Genomic DNA, 26,002 nt, shown 5'->3' on the forward strand with positions numbered 1-26,002 from the left:
TACCGCGCGAATATATAGCTGGAATTTTAGGAAGGCAATAAAGCGAGGCGATCTTTGTGATCTGATTTATATAGGAAATTTCTTAAGATTGCGGTTAAGCAACTGATGAGCACTATAAAAACACCTAGGAATATTCCCAAAATTATTTTTTAGATTTTGGAGCTATTCATCCGGAGAGATACTTTTACGGGAATCAATAATACAATTCAGCTAATTGTTAACCTAGGATGATTTTGTGAAGCCGAAGTGTCGTAATCACCGCTCCCGCTGGACGCTTCGGGAGTTACGTTATGTTGAGAAACATTATCAGAAAGATGGTGCAGCAAGCGTAGCACTAAAGCTGGGCAGAACGGCGGCGGCAGTGCGAAGTCAGGCCTCTTCAATGGGCTGTAGCAAGGGTCCCCGTGAACTTTGGACTGATGAAGAAATGGAAATCCTGCGCATCAACTATGCACGCGGTGACGGGATCAGCTCAGTTATGCAACTGCTACCGGGAAGATCACGAAAAACCATTTTCCACAAAGCTATCACTTTAGGAATATCCAGCGCTCGCAACTGGAGCGAAGAAAAATGCCTGATTCTGGTCGAGTACTATCCTGTCCTGGGAACCAAAGTGGGGAAAATGATTGGCCGCACGGCGGAGGCGGTGAGAATTAAAGCGTCCGAGATGGGGATCAAAGTTGAAGGGTTAACACTAGCCCGTAAGTGGAGCGAGGAAGAAACCTCTCTGCTATTGAAAAATCTGGATAAAACTCCGGCTGAAATTAGAAGTTTATTTCCAGACAGAACACCAGCATCCGTCAGCAAGGCGAGGCTCAAATGGAAGAAGAAATGTTAGCGGGTCTGGTTAGCGGATTTTTAACCGATGACGGGGAGAATATTTCGCGTCCAGTGCCGTGGCCTGCTTGACTGTTTTCCCAAACGGCCGTGACGGCAAAAGGATTCGCCGCCAGTTTGCGACGAAGGGCGAAGCACAATCCTATGAGAAGTTCGTTAAAGAACAGGCTGCAGATAAGCCCTGGCTGGGAGAGAAAGCAGATAAGCGGCGGGTAATTGAGCTGGTTGAATTGTGGTTCAACACGCATGGCATTACGTTGGCGGATGGTGAGAAGCGGCGAACCACAATGTCGTTCGCCTGCGAGGCGATGGGAAACCCACTCGCAACCGAGTTTAACGCGAAAATTTTTGCGTCTTATCGCGAGCAGCGGTTAAGCGGAAAGCTCACACGCTCCACTCGAGTGAAGACAGTTACGCCTCGAACGGTCAATTTAGAATTGGCGTATTTTAGGGCTATGTTTAACGAGTTACGCCGGTTAGATGAATGGACCGCACCTAACCCGCTAGAGAACGTGCGCGAATTTAAGATCAGTGAATCCGAGATGGCATATCTCACCATTGAGGAAATTAGAATCCTCCTCGCCGAATGTGAGAATAGCCGATCTAAAGATCTGACGACCATTGTGAAAATCTGTCTGGCAACTGGCGCACGATGGAGTGAGGCTGAAGGCTTGAAGGGAAACCAAATCCGCGCCGGTCAGATCATCTACGTGAAAACTAAAGGCAAGAAAAACCGAGCGGTGCCGATAACTGAAAAATTACAGGCTGATCTGCCATCCAGTAGGAAAGCGCAGGTGCTCTTTAAACCTTGTTACTCAGCCTTTAGAAAGGCCATGCAACGTGCCGGTATCGAAACACCTGCAGGCCAGTTCACCCATGTTTTGCGCCATACCTTTGCTTCTCATTTTATGATGAACGGAGGTAATATACTTGTGCTTCAGCGGATTTTGGGCCACACGGATATAAAGGTAACGATGAGGTATGCGCACTTTGCTCCGGAACATCTTGCTGAAGCAACGGAGCTTAATCCTCTTAGTAAAATTGACCAACAATAGCGGCGCCCTTTCCATCAATGTAATCTTAAGTCGCCCAATATCATGATATGTAGACATTATCTCTGAGCTTAAGGAACAAAGTCCTTGATCTAACTGTTCCAATAAGCATAAATGTTGATAACCATAAAACTTAACCACCTGACTAAAATGAAAGATAATACGAATAAGGTTACAAGTGATAATCACAGGATTAATAATGTGTGGGATGTCACTTACGATAAAAGTGTAAATATCCATAATTTTATTAAGATACGTATATATGACATCGGTGAACTATCTACTAACCATAAGCAGTTTCAGTCTTATATAATTGATTTGACTTATGAAGCACCAGAGGGCGTTGATGAAACCCTAGAGAGCGTCAAGGAGAAAGCAGATAGATTATATATTGATGACATTCAATTTAACACATGTGACTTTATTGGTGATAATGAAGGTAAAAAAATAACATTTAGAGGCTGCACATTCGAAAAAGCATATTTTGGCTATTCATGCCTAAACGATGTTAATTTCGTGAATTGCTCTTTCTCTAATGTTTCTTTTGCTTTAACTCGATTTAATAGATGTAGATTCGACGATCTATGTAGATTTTCAAAAATATCCATTTCAGGAGGAACGACTGTCTTTACTGAAAGCGTAATATTGCCAAGCAATTTAATAAAATCAATTTACATCTATGCTACTAAAGATTACTGCAAAAATCACCCTAACAAGGACCTTGATGAAGAAAAATCAAAGATGTACACATCAATGGTCAAACTTTCAAGGAATGTTTTCGAGTCGGTTTCAAAGAATGGTGATGATACATATTATTATGATGCAGTCAGACAAATATACAAATTAAAAATAAAAGACAGGCATCATAAAAAAATATGGGAAATAAAAAAATCAAAACAATCAAATTTCTTTTCCAAGTCGTGGACACATATCAAGTGTTGGTTTGTAAAATGCGCGATGCCTCTCGAAACAGTCATATTAAATACTTTAGGTTTTCTGAATGGGTGGGGAGCGAGCGTTACTAGATGTGCTCTTTTCGGAACCCTGATTTTGGCATTTTATTCATTTGTTTACTTTTTTTACGGACCTGATTCACAACAGGTATCCGATCCATTATTCCAAAATATAATAAAGAGTGTAATAGAGAGCTTTGATATTACTTTCTTAGCAGGTTATACTAAGTATATTGGAGCAAAAGATGATTATATATATCAACTTATATGTTTATCTAATATGTTACTCGGGCTGACTTGGTATGCTATCAGCATTCCTACGATCATCAATAAAATAAGCATTAACCGTATATGATTGATTTAATTAAAAATGATGACATATCTTGCTTAGTTCTCTTTGGGAGCCATGCTACGAACGATGCAAATGAAGATTCTGACATTGACTTATTAGGCATCAACAAATCCACATTAAGAACCGTAAGAGAAAATGGCAAGGTTAACTTATCATTATATTCTTTAGATGAGTTAACAAGGATGGCACAATCTGGTAATATTTTTGTCCTCCACATCCTGCTTGAAGGCATTTGTATTTATAATCCTAGTATCTTCAATAACTTGAAAGAAAAGTTTAATTACAAAGACAACTACAATATTGATATTGCAACTGCATTTTATCTGGCAAAAACAATATTAAATGAAAAGAATAATATAACTAACTGGGCTATTGCAAACAAACGAATTTCTTGGTGCGTTCGGACAATTCTAATATCTATTTCGGTAGAAGATAGAAAACCAATATTCTCAAAGAGTAAGCTTGCATTATCTTGCATGGAATCAGGACTCGACTTTAAAGATTCTTTCTCTCTGATAGATGCGAAGTCAAATAAAGAAAGGAATGATAGAGTCCTTCATTATCTATCTACTTTCTTAGACCATTATAAAAATCACAATGAAGATATTGTTCGTAATAATTTCTCAAGTGGAATAGTTGTTGCCACTTTAGATAGTATATTTACAAGCCCTTCATTTTATGATGAACCATAACTTCCTATTCAAGATTAAGCTTTATAAGGAGAAAATAATACTTGAATGATTTTCTTCTATTATGCGTTAGTCGAGAAATACAAGTCTAAAAGAAGCTTTTTTGTCTTCACCTTTGAATCATAAGTGACAATTCTTAGATAAAATCTGGTGTTCGTTAGCTCCCATGAAAGTGGCAGCAAAGTGGCAGCAGAGCTCAACGCTATGTGCCACTTTTCATCACTATTCGGCCTCAAGAAAACATAAAAATCAGTAAGTTACTGATTTCACTCACTTCAAGTTGGGACTCATAATCGCTTGGTCGCTGGTTCAAACCCAGCAGGGGCCACCAAATTTAGTGAAATTATTCATGCTATTAAGCCACCTATTTCAAGGTGGCTTTTTTGTTTGTCATTCAAAGTGGCGATTAAATGGCGACAGGTTTTCTAAAGCACATTTAATTATCAATCACGCTCCAACTCACTCACCTGCCACCGCACCGAACTTACGCCCTTCTCCAGACTAATGCGGCTAACCAGACTTTCCAGCTGATCGGTCAAAGTTGGATTGCCAATCACTTCCGCATTGACCTCCATGCGATGCGGCGGATCCATGTCCTCACTGTGCAGTGATTGCAGACGTAAGCCGCTGCCGCCCAGCGTGTGCAGCATCAGGCTGCGGACCTGAACTTCATCCTGCGCGAGGCAGATGATTTGTACTTTATAGTGTTGTATCGCTTCGGCGGCTGAGACGATAGTTTGGCGGTTAATGCCCAAAGCCAGTTCACGCAGCAGAATATTCGCGCACAGGATCACCATGCAGCCGATGGTCGCCTCCAGCAGCAATCCCATGCTGCACAGCACGCCGACGGCGGCGGTGCACCACAAGGTGGCGGCGGTATTCAATCCGCGGATGTTCAAACCATCACGCATGATCACACCGCCGCCGAGGAAACCGATACCGGAAACCACATAAGCCGCAACGCGTGACGCATCGGTGGCGATGCCGGGCACGCTTTGTGTCATCAGAACGAAGAGACAAGCGCCGGTACTCACCAGCGCATTGGTGCGCAATCCGGTCATACGTTGACGTAGCTGGCGCTCACTGCCGATCAGCGCGCCCAAAACCAGCGCCACGGTGACGCGCAGTAAAAAGATTTTCCAATCCATGATAGACCTCAATCCGCAGCTCTTTATCTGCGGAACAACAGGTTAAAAAATGGATTACAGACAGGGCGAATACCGCTGGGAATCAGCCGTATTGTGCTTATGAAAAGGGGTGATTCTGGAAGGAAATCCACCGTCTTAACGCGCAGTTAAGACAGCGTGAAGGCTATCTTAACGCGAGGTCCTGTTGTAATCGTCCGGGACTAGTGTCCAATGCCGTTCTCCTCTTGGGTAAAAATTCGCCGCGATTCTAAAGTGATTTGCGCCGCGTTGCCAACTCAAAAAGCCAGTTCGTTTACGTTAGGTTCATGACAAAAAACCCGCCGAAGCGGGTTTATGTGCACGTTAACGTCCCGTCATTAGCCAGCGACTCAGCGTGCCCGAGTTGGCATATCCGCTGATAATGGCGGCATAGCTATCAAAACGGTTGCTGACTTCACTGACCTGGTTGTTGTACAGATCGCTTTCTGCGCTCAATACGTCCAGCAATGAACGGCGGCCTAAGTGATACCACTGATCAAAGAAGTCCTTACGAATACGATCGGATTCCACAATCAGGTTTTTGTACAAAACGGCGCGCTCTGCAGTTGAGTGTGCATTCTGGCTGGCAGCACGCACACGGTTTTCCAGATCGCGGCGCTGCTCCTGCACCTGCTGACGACTCGCTTCGGCGCGTTTAATCGCCGCAATTTCCTGTGCGTTGGTTGAACCGCCGCGGAATAAGCCCCAGCTAACGTTCAGGCCGGTTTGCCATGCCTGCTGGCGTCCGAGTTGATCTTCACGGGTGTTTTTGCTTACCGTCCAGTTGAGCTTGGGCAGACCAGAAGCTTTGATCGCCTCCGCCTCTTTGAAGGCCGCTCGCTCTTCAGCGCTGGCGCGCAAGATCAGTGGATGCACATCCAGGCTTGCGAGCTGACGATTTAAATCACCAAAAGGTAACGCCCACTTATCGCTGGCCGGTAAAGTCACGCGACTGTTGCCCATCAGGCGCTGCAGGGTGATTTCAACATCACGTGCGCGCGATTCAGCGTTTTCCAAATAGCTTTGTGCCTGCAGCAAGCGCCCTTTTGCCTGCGTCAGTTCACTACGACGTCCGGTATCTGACTGAACAATGCCGCTGAGCATTTTGGTCAACTCCGCCATGCGCGCCAGATACTGCTTGCTGATCGCAATGACGTGCTGCTGTTTGTTCCACTCAATCAAGGCATTACTGACCTGCATAGCCAGGTCTTCACGCTGTGCCTGTACCGATTGCAGCGCAGATGTCACACGCTCTTCACGGCTTTCGATAGTGCGACTGGTTTGGCCGAAGTCGATAAGGTTAGTCGCCACTGAAACACCTAAAGATGGCGTATTACCTTGATATTCATAATTCTTCGTCCCACTACCAAACTCTTTGGTTGCGGAAGCGGCGCTGACATCAACCTGCGGCCAACGTTGCCCCTTCGCTTCATCCACACTGGCTGCGGCGGCATCGCCCTGGGCAATGTAGGATTTCAATGACGGACTAATGCGCCAGGTGATGCGTGCAGCAGAGAGAAATTTTTGGCGTACTTCACTATCTGCGACGGTTTCATTGGCACCGCCGCTTAAAGTAACGGGTGAATCCGATACTGCCGCACTGGTACCCACTGGCGGGCTGACATAATTAAAATCCGCCTTAGCGCTTTCAGCCGGAGCATAGGTCGTCGTTGCTGCAGGTTGCTGCTGGCTAACATTGCGCGCCGGTTGCATCGGATTGAACGGCTTTGGTTCTGGACGACGCTGCTCCTCAGTCAGGAAGCCGCCACCCTGAATTTCCGCTGGCTGAATCGGCTTGCTGCTGATCGGTGCGGCTTGCTGCACAATTTCACTACGCGGTGGAAGTTCAACGACCGCTGGCGGTGCAATGGGGGCATTTACTGTTCTTGCCGGCTGGGAAAAAGTTGCCGGTGGCGCAGATTGCGTGCGCGCCGGCGCAGCCGGTACCGACGAAGCTCGCACTGGAGCAACCGCCACCGGTGCGAGCGCTGCCGGTACCGACGGAGCCCGCACTGGAGCAACCGCCACCGGTGCCGCAGCGACAGGACGCTGGCCGCTCATTTCTGCAAACATCATTAATTCACTGGTGGAATCAGCCATGACGTTAACCGCAGGTGCCATCACAACCGCGATACAAACGGCAAGCAGAGAGAGATGACGCGCCTGTGCATGGCGCATCTTGTTATTATTTTTCATGATTATTAACGCTCGCGGAATGCTTCTTTGGCTTTCAGGACCGGCTTCAGCAGGTAATCGAGAATAGTTTTCTCACCTGTGCGCACTTCAACGGTGGCGATCATGCCGGGAATGATCGGCAGATCTTTGTTACCTGCATGCAGCGTGCTTTTATCCGTCAGGATCAGTACGCGATAGTAGGTATCATCCGGGCGTCCGCTGGCGGCTTTCTGATCGTCTTTCAGGGTATCCGGGCTGATGTATTCCACGTGCCCATCAAGTCCACCATAGATGGCAAAGTCATAGGCGGTGATTTTCACCTTGGCCGGCAAACCAGGACGCAGGAAGGCGACATCAGACGGACGGATTTTCCCTTCCACCAGCAGTTGCTCTTCAAGAGGAACGATTTCGAGGATGTGTTCACCCGGCTGAATGACACCGCCAATGGTGTTAACGCGCACGTTTTTCACCGTACCGCGCACCGGGGCCACAATCGTAGTGCGATCAACGATATCGGCACGACCAATGAGGTTTTCGCTAACCTGACCCAGCTCCAGCTCCAGACGCGCCAGCTCGGTATTAGCCTCTGATTGATAGCGGTTACGACGTTCAACAATCTGTGCCTGAATGTCGTTAGCCTGGCGTTGCATACGCAGCAATTCGACTTCGGACAGCAAACCTTTTGCGGCTAACGGTTCCGCCAAATTAATCTCGCGCATCGACAATGCATAGCTTCGTTGAAGCGAGTTAATGCTGTCATTCAGCGCACGTTTACGCGATTCATAGGCTTTAGTTTCCTGCGCCACAACGGCTGGATCGCTCTTCACCTGCTCATCAAACACTAGCGGCTGCGCATAAGCTTCGGCACGCAAGCGGGCAATACTGGCTTTCAGACCCACCACTTTGCTCAGTACTTCGCGATAGCTGGATTGGGCGCGCGTCGGGTCAATTTTCAGCAGCACATCACCGCGATCCACTACCGTACCTTCACGCACATTCATCTCTGCCAGAATGCCGCCTTCCAGGCTTTGAATAACCTGTTCACGGCTGCGTGAGATGACCTTGCCATCGCCTTTGGTGATCTCTTCTACTCGTGCGTAATTTGCCCAGGTCAGGCCCCCAACTAACACCGCGATGATGATCCACATCACCAGCTTAGAACCCGGCGTGGTTTGCGACAGCAGAGAAGCCTGCACGTCATTCATAAATTCGGCATCAGCAGCGGACATACCTTTCTCGCTCTTACGCCATGGCATTAACTTGCTCATACTGCGGCCTCCTCTGCTACTGCATCCGTCGGCGCTGAATCGTTAGCGGGAGCTGGCGCACGTACCGCCGGTTCAACCGCCTGACGCGGCTGCTGGCGGGCTTTATTTTTTCCTTCCAGCGCGGCAAGCACCTGATCTTTCGGGCCATCCGCTACCACTTTTCCTTCTTCCACCACGATGATGCGATCGACCAATGCCAGAATGGATGGACGATGCGTCACCACAATCAGCGTGTGCCCTTCACTGGCACGACGTAAGTGCGCAAGGAACTGGTTTTCCGTCATGCTATCCATGGCGCTGGTTGGTTCGTCCATCAGCAGTACTTTGGGACGAGTTAGCAGTGTTCTCGCCAGTGAAACCAGCTGACGCTGACCGCCAGACAAGCCTTCACCGCCCTCGCCAACCGTTAAATTGATCCCGCTTGGATGGCGTGCGGCGACATGATCCAAACCGGTCAGATTCAGCACGCGCAGCAGCTCATTGGCGGTGGCGTCCGGGCGTCCAATCATCACGTTCTCACGTAGCGTGCCGTAGAACAGACGCGCATCCTGACCGACAAAACCCACCGCCTTGCGCCAGTCCGCTGGATCAATCTGGTTCACATCCAGACCATCAGCCGAAAGCTGACCTTTCACCGGCTGGTAGAGACGCGCCATCACACGCAATAAGGTGGATTTACCGCTACCGATGCGGCCCAGAATCGCGACGCGTTCTCCCGCTTTGATGCTCAACGAAATATCTTTGAGGATCTCCGGGTTCGGCTTCATTGGCGGTGCTGGATAGGAGAAGTTGACGTTGGTCAGCGTGATCTCACCACTCAGCGGCGGATCGGTGAGATAGGTTTTGCTGCTGTCACGATCGACAGGCATCTCCATCAGCTTGTTGAGTGAAGTTAACGCCGCTTTTGCCTGCTGATAACGTACAGCCAAGCCAATAACCTGACCGAGCGGGCCGGTGGCGCGGCTGGCGAGCATCACGGTGGCGATCATCGCACCCATGGTGAACGTGCCTTCGTTGATCAGATAAACACCGGCAACCACCAACATCACCGTCTGGAACTGCTGCAGGAATGTCACCACGCCGGTTGCCAGCGTCGAGTAACGTTTGGATTTCATCGAGTTAGCGGATTGCAGTGCACTGAAGTTTTCCCAGCGGCGCTGCATGTGCGCTTCACCGCCCACCGCTTTCAGCGTTTCCATACCTTCAACCGATTCGATCAGCACACCTTGTTTCAGTGAGGCGTCACGCAGGTTCTCTTTCATGATGCGCGCCAGCGGCCACTGGATCGCCGCACTGACGATGATGATCAGCGGGATCATCATCAAAGGAATGATCGCCAGCGGACCGCTGATAAAGAAGATCACGCCAACAAACATCAGAATGAAAGGCAGATCGGAAATCGCCGCCAGCGTGGCGGATGCCACGAAATCACGCACCGATTCATATTCACGAATCTGGTTGGCGAAGGTACCGGAGGAAGCGGGTTTGTGTTCCATCTGGATAGAAAGTGCCTGACGGAACAGCATACTGCCGAGTACCAAATCCGCCTTTTTACCGGCCATATCCAGCAGATGCGCACGCACGAAACGCGTGACTGCTTCGAAGATCATCGCGATGGTGACGCCAATCGCCAGTGACCACAGCGTCACGAATGCCTGGTTCGGCACCACGCGGTCATAGACGTTCATGGTGAAGAAGATGCTGGAAAGGCCGAGAACGTTGATCAATACCGCAGCAATTGCCGCACTGCGGTAATAACGGCGATAGCGCCACAACGTGGTAAACAGCCAATGGCCTTTTACTTCCGGCAGCATTTCACTGGCGCGCTCATCGACCACAGCCGTGGGTTTCGCCATCACGGCGAAGCCAGCGTAGATCTCATTGAGTTCTGCCAGGCTCATCTCAACGGCTGAAGCGCTGACTTCTGGCATCACCAGCTGGAAGCGCAATTCGCGTTGATTCTCCTCATTAGTGTGAATGCGGCGCGACAGCACAATGCAACCGCCGCCCTCTTTGCGCAGCAGAATCATCGGCATCAACTGTTCCGGGAGATCCTGCAGACGACGCTCAACCATGCCGCCGGTAATGCCGGCGTTTTCCAGCGCTGTCATGGCCTGTGATGGTGAGAGCAATGTCGCTTTTGGCAAACCTGCCACCAGCGCTTCTTCACTTTTCTCGCGTTTGTAGTGTTTGCAGATCCAAGCCACGCTTTTTAACAGCGTGTCATCTACCGTGGTTTCAATACGAGCAACAGAACGCGCATCCTGCTCCACAGCATCCTGCTTCTGGTCGACCATTTCCCGACTCCTGTAAACCTGACAAAAAAACGGTGAGCACATTGCCCACCGTTGCACCTGTTTGAATTGGGAAAATTCTGACAGAAGGCAGGTTTTCAGCCGTCCAAGACTTGTCTCAAACGGTTATGAATAATTGTTTAAACTCGTGACTGAGAAGGCTGAGATGGGCTGTTTTACTCTGAGTTACGTAGGAAAAAGCAGGGCTGTTGATGGCTGTCCTGGGCGTGTTATCTTACTGGCTCGCTTTATCGCAATCGGACAATTAGCAATGGTAAAACAGCGCGTAGGGATCGTGTTTGGCGGCAAATCGGCCGAGCATGAAGTGTCATTACAATCAGCCAAAAACATCCTCGAAGCCATCGACAAGAGCAAATATGAGGTGGTGTTGTTGGGGATTGATAAACAGGGCGAATGGCATCTCAATGATGCCTCAGGATTCTTGCTCAACGCTGAGAATCCGAAGCTGATTGCCCTAAATCGTTCAGGTGAAAATGTCGCGCTGGTTCCGGGCAGTTCTTCCCAGCAGCTGATTACCCGTCAGCAAGCGCAGCCGCTTTCACAGCTGGATGTGATTTTCCCAATCGTGCACGGCACGCTGGGTGAAGATGGTTCGCTGCAGGGCTTATTACGCATGGCGAATCTGCCGTTTGTCGGCTCTGACGTGCTCGGTTCTGCCGTCAGCATGGACAAAGATTTCACCAAGCGCCTGTTGCGTGATGCCGGGCTGAACGTCGCACCCTGGCTGAGCGTGACGCAGGCACAGCGAGCAAATATTGATGCTAAGGCCGTGATTGCGCGCTTCGGTCTGCCGCTGTTTATCAAACCGGCTAATCAGGGATCGTCCGTCGGCGTAAGCAAAGTAGACAGCCCGGAAGCATTCGATGCCGCGCTGGATCTCGCCTTTACGTTTGATCGCAAAGTCTTGATTGAGCAAGGTATTAAAGGACGCGAGATTGAATGTGCAGTGCTGGGCAACGATGCGCCAGAAGCCAGCCCGTGCGGCGAAGTGGTGGTGCATGATGCCTTTTACTCATACGACACCAAATACATCAGCGAAAGCGGTGCGCAAGTGGTGGTGCCAGCGGCAATCAGCGATGAAGCCAGCGAGGCAATTCGTCAGGTGGCGATTACTGCGTTTCAGGCGCTGGAGTGTTTTGGCATGGCGCGTGTTGACGTGTTCCTGACGGATAGCGGCGAGATCATTGTCAATGAAGTGAATACCTTGCCAGGTTTCACCAACATCAGTATGTATCCGAAGTTATGGCAGGCAGCGGGTTTGAGCTACAGCGATCTGATTTCCCGTCTGATTGAGTTGGCGCAGCAACGTCACCAGCAGACCAGCCAACTGAAAAGCAGCGTTTAAATCGCCATGACGTGGCTCAGGCCACGTCATTCATCATGTTGCGCGGCTCCATCGCCGGTGAGGTTTGATTACGCCCATTGCGTTTGGAGAGATAGAGATTCTTATCCGCCGCTGACACTAAACGATTGATCACGCTCGGCCATTCACGTTCGTTCTGCGCACTGCCGCGCGCCAGGCCTAAACTGGCAGTTACCGTTACCGTGTTGCCCTGAATCCAGAACTTCTCTTTGACCATCGCCTGACGTACCGTTTCGGCCAGCTGATAGAGCTGGCTGTGGCTACAATCGAACATCACCACCACAAACTCTTCGCCACCAAAGCGACACACCATGCCACGATTGCCGACCACGCGCTGAATACGCCGCGCAATCTCTTCCAGCACACAATCGCCGGCATCGTGGCCGAAGTTGTCGTTAATGGCTTTGAAATAGTCGACATCAAGCATCACTACGCCGGCTTCCCGCTGCAGTGAAAAAGGTTCATTTCGCAGGCTTTCATACAGACCGGAGCGGGACAGCAGCTGGGTGAGAAAATCAAAATTAGCGCGAAGTGCAAGGCGGTGATTCAGCTGGCGAATGGCATCCATGCTCACCGCCACCAGCAGCGGGCTGAGCGCAACGGTGGCGACGCCAAGCCGTGCTGAGGTGAGATGGCTAATCGGCAGCAGCGCATCGTCACCCTGAATGTTCATCACACCGTGCGAAACCAGCACAATCTCCGTGATACCGGTTATCAGGATCACCAGACTGGTCAACGGAATCGGCAACACGATGGCGCACCAGATCAGCGCAGGAACCGGGAATGTCAGGCTGCCGGCTCCGCCAATCAATGCCCCAACAATCAGCGACAGGATGACCGCCGCCAGCGGCAGCAGTTTGCCGGGATGCAGCAAGGTGCGCGGGGAAACCGTACGCAGCGGGCGCGCCAGCATCACCGGCAACAGCATCAGCGAAGTGGAGAACTGTTCGCTGAACCAGTCGCCCCACGCCACGATAAAGCGCGCATTGAAATCGATATCCTGCGCCCATGCGCCCCAGGTCGCACAAGCCGCCGCGCCAAGAAAACAGGCGGGGAAAATGCGCATGGCATTGAACACCTGACTGTGGGCGGAAGGACGCTGCAGATGTTTGATCAGCATGCTGACCGCGACGAGGATAAACAGAATATTGGCAAAATTGACGGTAAACGCCGGTAGCGCCCAGCCGGAAAATACCGTGTCGTTAAAAATCATCGCACTGAAGCACACCAGATAGCTGGAGGTGGTGTGCAAAAACGGATTCCTCACTATCAATCCCGCCACCAGCGCATTCACCGGCCAGAATAGCGAGAACTCTTCGGGGATGCGTAAATGGCTGCCGATAAAGCAAAAAAACAGCGTAATGAAGAACAGCGTGAGAGCATTCTTTTTAAAATTATTCTCTTCAAACAGCATAACGCGCATACGTCTGAACCCTGTAACCTGGAAAGTGCTGCCATCAGCCATCAGCCATAAGCATCAGCATCAGCAAGCATTAAACCGGAAATAACCGTGCGATGATTCGGTAATTAAGCAAGTGTTCGTCATCCTACTCTGCGGCTGGGCGGCGCTCAACCTGCCATAAAAAGCAGCGTCGGGCCAAATGGCATTGTGGAAACGCCAGAGACAAAGGATAAAACTTGCGGCAATTATGCCCTGCAAATAAAAAAATCGGCTATCCGAGATATCCGATTTTTTAGTTTTAAAACTGTTGTTCCAGCGCAGACTTATGGCTATTTCACCGCAACAGGCCACTGACTCAAACGAATGCCACGTTCGCGTGCGTTTTCACCAAAGTCTTTGAGCACCGCTTTAACATCGGGATCCATATATTGCGCATTGCCGTGTTCAGCAATCACCACGCTGTTTTCCGGGATCTCTGCCAGCAATCCCTGCAGCTTTGGATTGTGCATAAAGGTCAGATTCTGCTTGAGGCGTAAAACGTAGTGATCGTCATGACGCGTGAGTTGCAAGGCGTTGCGATGGCTTTTATAGATGCTGTAGAGGATTTGCGTAGCGATGCCAATTCCGATGCCGGCCAGCATGCCAAACACGATAATGCCGCCGATGGTGGCAAGGAATGGCACATATTGCTGCGGTCCCATGCGCATCTGCTCAATGAACAGGCGCGGCGTGGCCAGCTTGTAGCCGGTATAGAGCAGCACCGCCGCAAGGCTGGCAAGGGGGATCGCGTTAAGCAGCTTACTGAACCACAGGCCGCAGATTAACAGCAGCACACCATGAATCAGAATCGACAGTTTGGTTTGCGCACCAGCGCTGACGTTCACCGAACTGCGCACGATCACCGCGGTAATCGGCATCGCGCCAAGGAATCCGGCAGTCAGGTTACCAATGCCCTGCGCAAACATCTCTTTGTTGGGTGAAGGTGCAGGATGTTGCGGACGCAGTTTCTTCAGCGCTTCCTGACTGAGCAGCGTTTCAAGGCTCGCGACCAGCGCCAGCGTTATCGCCACCATCCACACCGCAGGGTTCTGCCATGCTTGCCAGTCTGGCGTTTCCAGCTCAGCCACCAGCGCCGACATGCTGTCGAACGCGGGCAGCGCGATACGCGGCAAGCCTTCGGCTAACGCTGGAAACAGGCGATCGCCAAACACCGTGGCGGCACAACCCACCAGCACCGCCACCAGCGGGCCGGGCATCCAGCTCAGCGCTTTGACCGATTTGATCAGCGGCGTGGTCCACAGCCACAAAATAGCTAAACCCACGCCAGCAACCAGCATCGCGCTGCTCGAAAATTGAAATTCCCCGTTAACCAGCGACAGCAGCTCGACATCGCCCGCCGCGCCGAATGCCACTGGAATTTGCTGCATAATCAGCAAAATACCAATCGCCGCCAGCATGCCTTTAATCACGCTGCTCGGGACTAACGCGATAAAACGTCCTGCACGCAGTAAGCCAAACAGGCACTGCAACACACCCGCCAGAATCAGCGCGGTGAGAAAGGCGGAAAAGCTGCCGAGCGTGGCGATCGACGCGACCACAATCGTCACCAATCCCGCCGCCGGACCACTAACCGCAAAGCGCGAGGGGCTCAGCGCGGTAACCAGCAAACCACCGATCACGCCGGTGAGCAGACCCGCAAAGGGTGGCAATCCACTCGCCTGCGCGATGCCAAGACAGAGCGGCAGCGCGACCAGAAACACCACCAAACCTGCCGGAATATCCTGACGAAGCGTGCTTAAATTCATGGCGTTGATTCCTCTGCAGATTGCTGAATTAACCGCGCGCGGCGCTGCAAGGCCAGACTACGATTTATCACTAATAAGGGTTTCAGGGTCATCACAATAATCTTCTCTCAACGTTTAAAAATATCGCTTTCAGGCAAATAGCGACGTCATTAAACGCGGCTATGGAGAACAATTGAGGATGAAAGCAGAACTTCCTCACAGAAATAGTTTATAGACGCTTAAGCTTCACCTTGCATAATGAATATTTCTGACGTCGATAAAGTGAGTCTTTTTGTAAATAAAACTTCAGCAAACGTATGAATCAGGTAAGTTTTTGCAAGGAGGGTAATAATGAGAGAAGTCGATAAAAACCAATATTAACAATTAAATAAACGTAATTTTAAATGTAATATTTCTAGTGCAATTACAAAAAAATACACATATTAATTTTATGCCTTTCTACTGACGCTATAAATTAAACCTTTTGAGTTGGGAGAAATCCTAATTAAAAAATTTATGATTAGTGAGATTCACTGCCACTCAGCAAATAAGACGATATATTTCGCTACTCACTCGCGATGAATTAAGTAAGAGATCAGGAAAATAGTGAGGGGAATAATAGTTACGGCGTTATGTAAATATTGATGGACCTGAAAAGGACATGAACGCGCCTGCCTAAGCAGACGCTATTTCACCTGACGAATTATTTACCGTTCCACGCTTTCATTCGCGCTTCACGCACCTGCAATTGCTGCTCAGGCGTCAGTTTGTTGTAGTTTTCCGCCATGCCACTTTCCCAGTCGCCATACAGCGGGTTCGGTAACACAATGAATTGGGTGCCAAAACGCTGATGATTGAGGCTAACGAACTGCTGACGCTGCGCATTTCCCTGATGCCAGGTTGAACCGCCAAAGTCATTCAGATTGTCGCCCACATACAGCACCACGTTGTAACCGGCGTTTTTCACCGCGTCGAAGCGCTCTTGCTTGTTGGAATTGCCGGTACTCAACCGCACCGTTTTCTCGCTCACGCCGCTGAAGCCGAGCTTATTCAGGTTCTCCACCGTTGCGGCATAGTCTTTTTGATCGCGGTTGGAGATATAGAACATGGTGCCGCCGTGGCTATTAACGTAGTTGGCAAACTCCACTGCGCCCGGAACGGCCGTTGCCTGACGCGCCTGCGTCCACGCTGACCAGGTTTTACCCGAGAAGGGCTGGCCGTTTTTCGCCTGCCATGCGCTGTAGGCGCTGTTATCAATCATCGTTTCATCTAAATCGACGATAACCGCTTTCGGTTTCCCCGCCAGCGATGGTGCCTGATCGAAGGCCATGCGCGCGCTGTTAAACGCCTGCCAGCTCAATGCCTGATATTCGCCGGATTGCTGGAACCAGTTCACCGCCAGCACCGATTGCTGGCCGAGTTGCTGCTGAGCCTGCTGTTTGGAAGGTTGCGCGCAACCGGTTAATGCCAGCGCCATTAAGCCGGATGCCGCCAGCAAGGTGGTTTTCTTCATCATTTCATCCTTAAGTGATTAGGGTCAGTTTTTGTAAAGCTTTAAAAATGTAGCAGTTAACGTAAGCTGTGGGCAGCAGAAAGCAGCGGTTTGGTGAGAGGAGACACTTATGGCACAGCACCCACACAGCGGTCCACGATCAAGACTATTGGATGACTTTTCCTGGCTAGAATACGCGTTTCAGCCGGCTGGCCAGCCCGTTCCGCCAGAGGCGGCTTATGGCCAACAGCGTCACAGCGCCAATGTGTTGCTGGCAAGCCAAAACATCCCGCCTAAGCGTTGCGAATCAGATGGTTTGATTGGCGAAGATCATCTGCCGGTCGCGGTGTATACCGCCGATTGTCTGCCGGTGTTATTTGCCGATCCGCAACAACAGCAGGTTGCGGCGGTGCACGCCGGATTAAAAGGCACGCTCGGTGGCGTGTTGAACAACGCGATAGATCGTCTGCTGGAGCGCGGCGCCAGCCGTGAAACGCTGCGTGTCGCTATCGGTCCAGCGATCGGGCCGTGCTGCTATGAGCTGGGTAAAGATCTGGTGACACAGATGCAGGATCGTAACGATCTTCCGCCGTTACCCTACTTCACTCAGCAGCCGCACAACGCGCAAGCGATCCGTCCGCAGGCACGGGCCCAGCAAGATGGAATCTGGTTTGATTTGCCTCATCTGGCGCGACGCTTGTTGTTACAGCGGGGAATTGTGGCGGAACATATTGAAGTGCTGAACGTCTGTACCTACTGCATGGCGGAATCGGGTTCCAGCTATCGCTACAACACCCATTTTGACAGCGGCTATCAGTCCCGTTTCTCGTGGATCCGCACGCGAGGTTAAGAGCTTCACGTCCTTGTGAAGCCTTATCGATCAGTGAATTATGGCATTGAGCGCCAACACGCCGGCTAAACCGAGAATCGAGATCAGCGTTTCCATCACCGTCCAGGTTTTAAGGGTTTCCACCACGCTCAGATTGAAGTAGCCCTTAAACAGCCAGAAGCCGGGATCGTTAACGTGTGAAGCGATCACGCTGCCGGAGCCCACCGCCAGCACCATCAATGCCGGATCGGCATGCGTGGCAGCGATAATCGGCGTCACAATACCAGCGGTGGTGATGGCCGCCACCGTGGCTGAACCCAGCGCCACACGCAGCATCGCCGCGACCGTCCAGCACATCAGCAGTGGCGACAATGACGATCCCTTCATCATATCGGCGATGTAGTTACCCACGCCGCTGTCCACCAGCACCTGTTTAAACGCACCGCCGCCCGCGATGATAAAGATGATCATGGCGATGGCGGCAATCGATTCGCCGCACATATCCATCACTTCTTCCATCTTACGGCCATTGCGCAGCCCTAACGTCAGCACCGCAATCACCACCGCGATAAACAGCGCCACCGCCGGATTACCGATGAATTCAAAGAACTGACGCAGCGCGTTCTCTTTCGGCGTGGTCAACTCGAAGACGGCGGCAATCGCCATCAGCACCACCGGAATTACCGCGGCAAAAATACTGATACCGAAGCCCGGCATCTCCTCTTCCGTGAAGATTTTTGGGTTATACAGCCCTTCCGGCGGTGACTTCTCAAAGCTTTTAAGGAACTTCGAGAAAACCGGTCCGGCAATAATCACCGTTGGAATGGTGATGATCATGCCGTAGAGCAACGTGGTACCGAGATTAGCACCAAAGATGGTGGCAATCGCCGTTGGGCCAGGATGCGGCGGCAGGAAGCAGTGAGTGACAGAGAGCGCGGCCACCATCGGCACGCCGACGTACAACAGCGGCAAACCGGCAGCCGCCACGATAGTGAACACCAGCGGCAGCAGCAGCACGAAGCCGACTTCATAGAACATCGCCAGGCCGACTATCAGTCCGGTCACCACCAGCGCCCATTGCAGCCGCTCTTTACCAAACGCGGCGATCAGCGTGGTAGCCACGCGTTGTGCGGCACCGGTATCGGAAACCAGCCGCCCGAGCATGGCGCCGAAGCCGAGGATCATCGCTAATCCTCCCAGCGTCGAGCCGATACCTTTCTGGATCGAGGCCATGACATTCAGCGGCGTCATGCCTTCGGCAATACCGACCACCGCCGAGACAAACACTAAAGCAATGAAACCATTGACCTTAAATACAATCATCAACACCAGCAGCAGTATCACACCCAGCACAATGATGGTTATTGGCATTTTTTATTATCCTTAGGAATACAGAGGGGTGATTAAGGTTTAGGCGCGGCCCGACGATAACGCCAGCCGCGCTCAGGCATCACACGGCGACGCGCATGCCACCGTCAACGAACAGCAGATGCCCGTTAACGAAGTTCGACGCACCGGAAGCGAGGAACACCGCCGCGCCAATCAGCTCTTCCGGTTTGCCCCAGCGAGCGGCTGGCGTGCGCTTGGTTAGCCAACCGGTAAAAGCAGGATCGTCAGCCAGCGCCTGAGTCATCTCCGTGACGAAATAGCCCGGCGCAATGGCGTTCACCTGAATATTGTGACGCGCCAACTCCACGCACATGCCGCGCGTCAGCATGGTCACCGCGCCTTTGGAGGCCGCGTAAGGCGTAATGGTGTCGCGCCCTAACTCACTCTGCATCGAACCGATATTGATGATTTTACCCTGCTGACGCTCGACCATTTTTTTCGCTACGGTTTGCGAAACCAGGAATACGGCGGTCTGGTTGACCGCGATAACGTCATTCCAGTCCTGCTCCGGGAATTCAAGGAACGGCCGACGACGCTGGATGCCGGCATTATTCACCAGCACATCAATCGCGCCCCACTCCGCTTCGATCTCATCCACCGCCTGCTTCACCTGCGCCGATTGCGTGACATCAAACGCTTTGGCGTGCGCACGTAAGCCCATCTCACGCAGCTGCGCCGCGCCCTTCTCTGCGCCTTCATGCGTAGTGGCGTTGACGATCACTTCAGCCCCGGCTTCCGCCAGGCCGCGCGCCAGCAGAAATCCAATGCCACGCGCCGAACCGGTCAGCAGCACACGCTTGCCTTCGAGGGAAAATAACTGACTCATCACTGCTCCTTAAAAGGTTAACTGGACTTTAGCGGCACGGGTTTTATCGCCGGCAAACTGCAGCGCGGCATCAATATCCTGCAAGGCGAACTCACCGCTGAACAGCGGCAGCGGGTTTACTACGCCGGTGGCCAGCCACTCGACGGCGGTGTTGAATTCATGGGTAAAGCGGAAGGATCCGACCAGATTAATCTCTTTGGCAATCAGCGCCATGATCGGAAAATTGGGAATGGTGCCGCCCATGCCAACCTGCACCAGCGTGCCTTTGGCGCACACCACATCGAGGCAGCGCTGCAGTGAAGAAGGATGGCCGGAGGCTTCAAATGCCACATCGAAATAGCCTTTGTCGGCAAGATAAGGCGCGAAGTCGCCATCCGCGGCATGAATCACATCGGTTGCGCCCATTTGCTGCGCCATCTCCAGTGAACGCTCGCTGATATCGCTGCACACAATAGAAGCCGCGCCGCGCGCTTTGGCGGCCGCCGCAATCAGGCAGCCAATCGGACCCACGCCCGAGATAAAAACGTGCTTGCCGGTGAGATCGCCTGCCTGCTGCGTGGCGTGAATGCAAACCGCCAGCGGCTCAGCGAACACCATGACCGTTTCGTCGGCATCCTGCGGGAACGGTACGCATTGCGCGCTATCCACCACTTTGTATTGGGTAAAGCCGCCATCAACGTGCGGCACATACATGGCGCTGCCGAAGAAGCGCATAGTGGTGCACTGGTTTTCCTGATCGCGCTGGCAATATTTGCACGCGCCGCAGGGTTTAGAGGGATTTACCGCGATTTTTTGCTCGGGTTTAAGTGCTGGATTGTCGCTCTCCACCACATAACCAATCACTTCGTGGCCCAGGATCATCGGCATTTTGATCTCGAAACTGCCGACCTTTCCTTCCTGATAGTAATGCAGATCGGAGCCACAAATGCCGCCGCGTGTGATGCGCACCAACGTACCTTTGCCGTCCCATTTCACCTGCTGTTGTGCAACGCTGACTTGTTTTTTTCCGGTGATGACGCCGGATTGCGTTTCGATATTCATAACGTCCCCATAAGTGCTGTCGCAATGGAGGCCATCAGACCGGGTTATGCGGCTTAAAACTGTGATGAAGATCACCTGGAGACATGTTACGGAAAGGTGTTACCTGGAACGTGAAGTCTGTGATGCAGAAGAGGAAACAGGCGACCGTAAGTGGCCGCCCGTGAAGAACATTAATAACCTGACATCAGGTCGTGGCTGTATTTGAACAGCTCAGAATCGGAGCGCAAGCCGAGTTTTTTCAGTGCCGATTGTTTCTGCCCGCTCACCGTTTTACGGCTGCGCTTAAACTTCACGGCAATTTGCGACACGCTCAAACCATCGAGAAAACAACGCACCACTTCCACTTCACGCGGGCTGAGGGTTTTCACCTTCTCATACATGTTGCCTTTGCTGCTGAAATCGAGGGTGTCATCCAGCGACTCTTCGCTCATGACATAGAGATTTTCTACTTCGTAGGCGACTTCTTTAGACAAGAACAAACGTCCCTGCGCCACCTGACGAATCGCATGGGTAATTTCCTGCATGTTATGACTTTTACCAATAAAGCCCTTCACGCCAGCGCTTAGCACCATTTTGACAATCGCCGGACTCTCCATGGATGAGGAGATCAGAATTTTTTGCTGTGGATAGTGATTACGCAGTTGCTTCACCAGCGCCAAACCATCCAGTTCACGTTCACCCAGCAGGAAATCCAGTACCAGCACATCCACCACGGTACTTCTTAGCTGATTGAATAATTCATTACTTGAAGCCCAGGTTCCAACCAAATGAATATCGGGCTCATGTTTTAAACACAACTCGAAAACGGTACGAACCATTGGGTGATCATCAAGGACAGCCACACGCACTTGTTTATTGTGTGCATATACCATTTATTTATTCCTTTATTACAGCATTAACTTTGTCCAATTCTGACTGTCACACCCGCTTCAATAAATAAATGGTGTCGATTACAACAGCTGTGAAAGAATAGCCTTCACAACATCAGAATTCTAATTGATAGAGTCACCCTAACAGCGGCCATTTTTATATGCCCCTTTAGGTTTATATTTTTACCGTGATAGATTCTTACTTGCCTGCTCACGTAAAAGTGGGAAAAGTCTGACTTAACTCCTTAACAAGACCACATAAGAATTGTCTTGAAAGAAAATGAGCAATCTAACTAACTGAATAAGCTAATAAATGAGCATCATATCGTAACATCACCATCACAGACACTCTTTCGCTAAAAATCAAATATTTGAGAATGGTCGCAAAATATTCGCAGTAAAAGAATAGAGCGAGCGAAAGGCAACAATATCTTTATACTCCACATTCCTTACAGCCATTAATGAATATGTTCAAGTGAGCAGCGTGCTAATTCACATCAATAATCTCCGTTTGGCAGCCTTGTTTTTTTTGGCTCTGCTTTCTTGTTCATTAATGGCATCAGAGCAAAAACTGCAATTACTGGCGCGATATGATACTGCTCAACCTGCCTTGCAATTAGCTGAGCCTATTCCTTCCGAGTTTCGTCATCAGATACTTAAAGTCGCTGTCGCAGGACAACCTCAACCGCCTCTGTTTATGGATATGGATACCCGGCGATTTGAAGGTGTAAGCGCAGATTATCTTTCGCTGATTCAAAATATGCTGGATACCACGGTAGAACTCCATTATTACGCCAGCCACAGCGCAGCGCAGGAAGCCGTGACCCGTGGAGAAATACATCTACTAGCGCTCCATGTAGCTCAGCCATCCTCATCCGGGCAGCAACCCTTGATCGCCAGCGAACCCTGGATGTTGGATTACGCAGCAATCGGTTTTAAATCTGAACAGAACGATACACAAAATGATGATGAACCTCATCGCCTGGCCTGGTCGGGTTCAGCATTGCTGCGGGCGCATTTGGAAGAGACTTATCAAAGCGACCTTTTAGTTCGCTTTCCAGGTTACTACGATGCTGTCGCCGCAACCGTTTATGGTCAAACTGAGCGTGTCTGGGGCAGCGCCGCCACTCTTACGCACCTCAACCGCTTCATGTTCGCTAATGCGTTAGAAATAACCAAAGATGACCACGCTCTCGCGATGAATGTCAGCTTTGGCATTAGCCCGCGTTATCCGCAACTGGCTGATGCAATCAATCTTGCCTTAACACAAATTCCTCTTTCCATTCGTATGCAAATAGCCAAGCGCTGGCAGCTTGATACGCATCATGTGCTGCAGCGCAATCCGCTTGCACTGACGCAGGAAGAGGAGAAATGGCTGGATGAACACCAGCATATCATTACCGCCCTACCGCAAACCCTGGCTCCGCTTAGTAGTCATACCGGCAGCATGCCGTTTCGCGGCATGATTATTGATGTCTTAGGTCTAATTACCAACCAGAGTGGGATGACATTCATTCCAGTAGATCAGGAGGAAAGTAGCGGCGATTACACAGCGAAAAATTCTCCACGTTTGTATGCGCTAGAGATCCATAACCATGAAATGTCGCCTGAGTTGGTAACCCGACCATGGCTGGTTTCACATTGGGTCATTATTCGCCATAAGCGACCACGTAATATCATGGCTCGGGATCCTTTCCCCTTTGGTTCTGCTCTGATGCTGAACAACCGGCACATGAAAGATTGGATGCTGCTGCATTATCCCCATCTCAACCTTTCCTTCAGCGATAACCCTTTGCAGGCTTTACATGATTTGCAGGCGCATGAAATTGATGCGGTCGTGCTGCCAAAAATTTTTGCGGATTACTTGCTCCATAACCATTATGCGGATGACTTTATTATTGAAACGACGTTGGGTGCAGAGCCGGCACGCTTTGTCATGCGCGTTGAGCCCGGTAATGAAATGTTGGTTAGCATCCTCAATAAAGCATTAATCGCAATCCCGCCGGAAACGATGTTCAAATTACTGGCGCAATGGCGTCAGGCAGATATGCCGTTCCTGAGTGCTTCATGGCAGAACTATAAACAAATTATCTTGCTGATCGTTTCGGTATCAACCGGTTTGATCGCGCTTATTTTGCTGTGGAACCGCCATCTGCGTAAGGTTATTCAGCAACGTATTCAGGCCGAAAATGCGTTAAAAAATCAGCTCAATTTCACTCATACGCTGTTTAATGATTCACCGGTTGCGATGTATATTCGCGACAAACAAACCCGGCTGGTTGATTGCAACAATGCCTATCTGCGCTTTATGAATTTTCGGCGTGAAGAGGTCATTGGGAAACGACTTTCGGACGTTCTGACAGGTAATAACGCCAGTATTCATAATATTGAAGATGGCTATCAGAAAACCTTGCTGGATGGCGAAGCCGTCATACGCGACATACACATGGAGTTTGAACAGCTGACATTCCAGCTTTATCACTGGACGCTGCCGTTTCGCGATCGGCACGGTGATGTGGCAGGCGTCATTGGCGGCTGGCTGGATGTCACTGAACGCAATGCATTGCTGCAGGAGTTGCAGCTCGCCAAAGATGTGGCCGATAAAGCCAACCGCTCCAAAAGTGAATTTCTTGCCAGCATGAGCCATGAAATCCGCACGCCACTGCATGCCATGATTGGCTTACTGGAGTTAGAAACTCGCTTACAACCGGCTGATTCACTCTCAGAGAACATCCGTGTTGCATACCATTCGGCACGCGCGTTGCTGTCATTGATTGGCGATATTCTCGATTTGTCGAAAATCGAGTCCGGCCTTTATCAACCCACGCTGGAAAAGGTCTACCTTCCCGATGTGCTCGATCAAGCGGTTACGCTATTCCGTAATAAAGCAGAGATTAAGGGGCTTGAACTGCGGGTAGAGATGGATATTGCCGCTTACTGGGTGAAGACAGATCCATTGATGCTCAACCAAATCCTTTCTAACTTATTGAGCAATGCCATTAAGTTTTCCGATTACGGCACTGTCACTGTTGTGCTGATGCAGGGCATTGCACAGGAGGAGGAAGGTTGTGAATTCGTGATTGAAGTTAGCGATCAAGGTTGTGGCATGACGGAAGACCAACAGCACGCCATCTTCGAACCTTTTGTGCAGGTAGGCGATCGTCAGCAGCAGCAAATTGGCACCGGATTAGGGTTGAGCATCTGTCGTAATCTGGCGCATTTACTGGATGGTGAGCTGATTGTGGAAAGTGCGCCAGGTGAAGGCGCGGTGTTCTCTTTTTATTTTCGTGCTTTGCCCGGTGAACCGCAGGATCAAACACAGCCTCATTTGTCGCAGCCGCTGATATCCGACAAGCTCTCCGTGATGATCATTGACGATCACGCCCCCAATCGATTGCTACTTGGCAAGCAGCTGGAACTGGCTGGGCATCAAGTCATGGTAAGTGAAAGTGCGGCTGAAGCACTGACGTTATGGCAGCAGGATCCGCTACGTTTCGACCTCATTATCACAGACTGCAATATGCCGGGTATGAACGGCTTTCAGTTCGCTGAAGCGCTACGACAATACGAGCATGAGCATCAGTTAACACCGATCATGTTATTCGGCCTGACCGCATCGGCTGAGCAGCATATTATGCAACGCTGCCTTCAGGCGGGAATGAACGATTGTCTTTTCAAGCCGCTGGATTTAGAGAGCTTACTTGCTCAGGTTGCACGTTGTACCCGGCGCAGCGCCATAAAACCAGAAATCCAGGCGCCGCTGCCAGCGAGTATCTCCTCTTTCCCGCAGCTGTTAACACAATTGGCCGAACAGGATAGTGAAGGTTGTCTGGTCTTACTCAACAGCATACGAACCAGCCACGATGAGTTGTTGGCATCACTTCAGCAAACAGATGATGCCAGCGCCCTGTCGCAGCTGGGTCACAAATTAAAAGGAGGAGCAGCAATGCTAAATGCTCCAACCCTGACTGAACTGGGCCGCAAGTTGGAGAAGCACCAAGAGGAAGCTCTCGATCCTCAATCGTTAATTCAGCAGATTGTCGAGGAAATGAAACGTGTTAATGAGTCTTTGCAAGAATTTGAGAAACATCGCCTGAAAAATCAGCAAGATTTATAGAATCATAATCTTATCGAGACATTTCTCGGTTCGCCCTATTAATCAGCCGGACATAATGGCCGCCAGCGTCATCATTACGGTGC

The 26,002-nt window shown here is 50.6% G+C and carries 18 protein-coding genes; 7 read left to right on the forward strand and 11 right to left on the reverse strand.

Going from position 1 to position 26,002, the window contains the following annotated elements:
- Window positions 1-235 precede the first annotated feature (235 nt).
- The 4 genes from HX773_RS03825 (at window position 236) to HX773_RS03840 (ending at window position 3,886) form a co-directional block, all read left to right on the forward strand.
- Window positions 236-838: a hypothetical protein gene (locus HX773_RS03825; RefSeq protein WP_176970504.1), complete on the forward strand. Its 603-nt coding sequence runs from the start codon at window positions 236-238 to the stop codon at window positions 836-838.
- Between the two features lie 67 nt (window positions 839-905).
- Window positions 906-1,892, forward strand: coding sequence for a tyrosine-type recombinase/integrase (locus HX773_RS03830; protein ID WP_218168132.1), 987 nt, complete (start codon window positions 906-908; stop codon window positions 1,890-1,892).
- A 147-nt stretch (window positions 1,893-2,039) separates the two neighbouring features.
- Window positions 2,040-3,197 carry a pentapeptide repeat-containing protein gene (locus tag HX773_RS03835; RefSeq protein ID WP_176970506.1) on the forward strand — a complete coding sequence of 386 codons (1,158 nt, stop codon included), beginning with the start codon at window positions 2,040-2,042 and terminating at the stop codon, window positions 3,195-3,197.
- Window positions 3,194-3,886, forward strand: coding sequence for a nucleotidyltransferase domain-containing protein (locus tag HX773_RS03840; protein ID WP_176970507.1), 693 nt, complete (start codon window positions 3,194-3,196; stop codon window positions 3,884-3,886). Before HX773_RS03835 ends, HX773_RS03840 begins: the two co-directional genes overlap by 4 nt.
- 440 nt (window positions 3,887-4,326) lie before the next feature.
- Here HX773_RS03840 and HX773_RS03845 read toward each other — a convergent pair whose 3' ends face one another.
- The 4 genes from HX773_RS03845 to HX773_RS03860 form a co-directional block, all read right to left on the reverse strand.
- Window positions 4,327-5,031 carry an MgtC/SapB family protein gene (locus tag HX773_RS03845; protein WP_176970508.1) on the reverse strand — a complete coding sequence of 235 codons (705 nt, stop codon included), beginning with the start codon at window positions 5,029-5,031 and terminating at the stop codon, window positions 4,327-4,329.
- Between the two features lie 342 nt (window positions 5,032-5,373).
- Window positions 5,374-7,245, reverse strand: a complete 1,872-nt coding sequence (locus HX773_RS03850; protein ID WP_176970509.1) for a TolC family protein — start codon at window positions 7,243-7,245, stop codon at window positions 5,374-5,376.
- 5 nt (window positions 7,246-7,250) lie between these two features.
- On the reverse strand, window positions 7,251-8,492 hold the full coding sequence (locus HX773_RS03855) for an HlyD family type I secretion periplasmic adaptor subunit (protein WP_176970510.1): 1,242 nt from the start codon (window positions 8,490-8,492) through the stop codon (window positions 7,251-7,253).
- On the reverse strand, window positions 8,489-10,789 hold the full coding sequence (locus tag HX773_RS03860) for a type I secretion system permease/ATPase (protein WP_176970511.1): 2,301 nt from the start codon (window positions 10,787-10,789) through the stop codon (window positions 8,489-8,491). The genes HX773_RS03855 and HX773_RS03860 overlap by 4 nt, the downstream gene beginning before the upstream one ends.
- A 268-nt stretch (window positions 10,790-11,057) precedes the next feature.
- On the opposite strand from HX773_RS03860, the gene ddlA reads away from it, so the two are divergent.
- On the forward strand, window positions 11,058-12,152 hold the full coding sequence (gene ddlA / locus HX773_RS03865) for a D-alanine--D-alanine ligase (RefSeq protein ID WP_176970512.1): 1,095 nt from the start codon (window positions 11,058-11,060) through the stop codon (window positions 12,150-12,152).
- Window positions 12,153-12,168: 16 nt separating this feature from the next.
- Here ddlA and HX773_RS03870 read toward each other — a convergent pair whose 3' ends face one another.
- The 3 genes from HX773_RS03870 to HX773_RS03880 all read right to left on the reverse strand — a co-directional run bounded on the left by HX773_RS03870 (window position 12,169) and on the right by HX773_RS03880 (window position 16,869).
- Window positions 12,169-13,593, reverse strand: a complete 1,425-nt coding sequence (locus HX773_RS03870; protein WP_176970513.1) for a GGDEF domain-containing protein — start codon at window positions 13,591-13,593, stop codon at window positions 12,169-12,171.
- Window positions 13,594-13,901: 308 nt separating this feature from the next.
- Window positions 13,902-15,377, reverse strand: a complete 1,476-nt coding sequence (locus tag HX773_RS03875; protein WP_176970514.1) for a SulP family inorganic anion transporter — start codon at window positions 15,375-15,377, stop codon at window positions 13,902-13,904.
- Between the two features lie 682 nt (window positions 15,378-16,059).
- A complete protein-coding gene (locus HX773_RS03880; RefSeq protein WP_176970515.1) occupies window positions 16,060-16,869 on the reverse strand; it encodes a 5'-nucleotidase, lipoprotein e(P4) family in 810 nt (269 codons plus the stop codon).
- Window positions 16,870-16,978: 109 nt separating this feature from the next.
- Here HX773_RS03880 and HX773_RS03885 point away from each other — a divergent pair, with 109 nt between their 5' ends.
- Window positions 16,979-17,698, forward strand: coding sequence for a polyphenol oxidase family protein (locus HX773_RS03885; RefSeq protein WP_176970516.1), 720 nt, complete (start codon window positions 16,979-16,981; stop codon window positions 17,696-17,698).
- A gap of 30 nt (window positions 17,699-17,728) precedes the next feature.
- Here HX773_RS03885 and HX773_RS03890 read toward each other — a convergent pair whose 3' ends face one another.
- From HX773_RS03890 to HX773_RS03905, 4 genes are all read right to left on the reverse strand, one after another.
- Window positions 17,729-19,048, reverse strand: a complete 1,320-nt coding sequence (locus HX773_RS03890) for a gluconate:H+ symporter (protein WP_008103467.1) — start codon at window positions 19,046-19,048, stop codon at window positions 17,729-17,731.
- A 79-nt stretch (window positions 19,049-19,127) separates the two neighbouring features.
- Window positions 19,128-19,892, reverse strand: a complete 765-nt coding sequence (gene idnO / locus HX773_RS03895) for a gluconate 5-dehydrogenase (protein WP_176970517.1) — start codon at window positions 19,890-19,892, stop codon at window positions 19,128-19,130.
- A gap of 9 nt (window positions 19,893-19,901) precedes the next feature.
- Window positions 19,902-20,933: an L-idonate 5-dehydrogenase gene (gene idnD, locus HX773_RS03900; protein WP_176970518.1), complete on the reverse strand. Its 1,032-nt coding sequence runs from the start codon at window positions 20,931-20,933 to the stop codon at window positions 19,902-19,904.
- Between the two features lie 170 nt (window positions 20,934-21,103).
- Window positions 21,104-21,805, reverse strand: a complete 702-nt coding sequence (locus HX773_RS03905; RefSeq protein WP_176970519.1) for a response regulator transcription factor — start codon at window positions 21,803-21,805, stop codon at window positions 21,104-21,106.
- Between the two features lie 472 nt (window positions 21,806-22,277).
- Between HX773_RS03905 and HX773_RS03910 the strand changes: the two genes are divergently transcribed.
- Window positions 22,278-25,919, forward strand: a complete 3,642-nt coding sequence (locus tag HX773_RS03910; protein ID WP_370463584.1) for an ATP-binding protein — start codon at window positions 22,278-22,280, stop codon at window positions 25,917-25,919.
- Window positions 25,920-26,002 lie beyond the last annotated feature (83 nt).

It is taken from the genome of Pantoea sp. B9002, assembly GCF_013385945.1.
Lineage (GTDB): Bacteria > Pseudomonadota > Gammaproteobacteria > Enterobacterales > Enterobacteriaceae > Pantoea.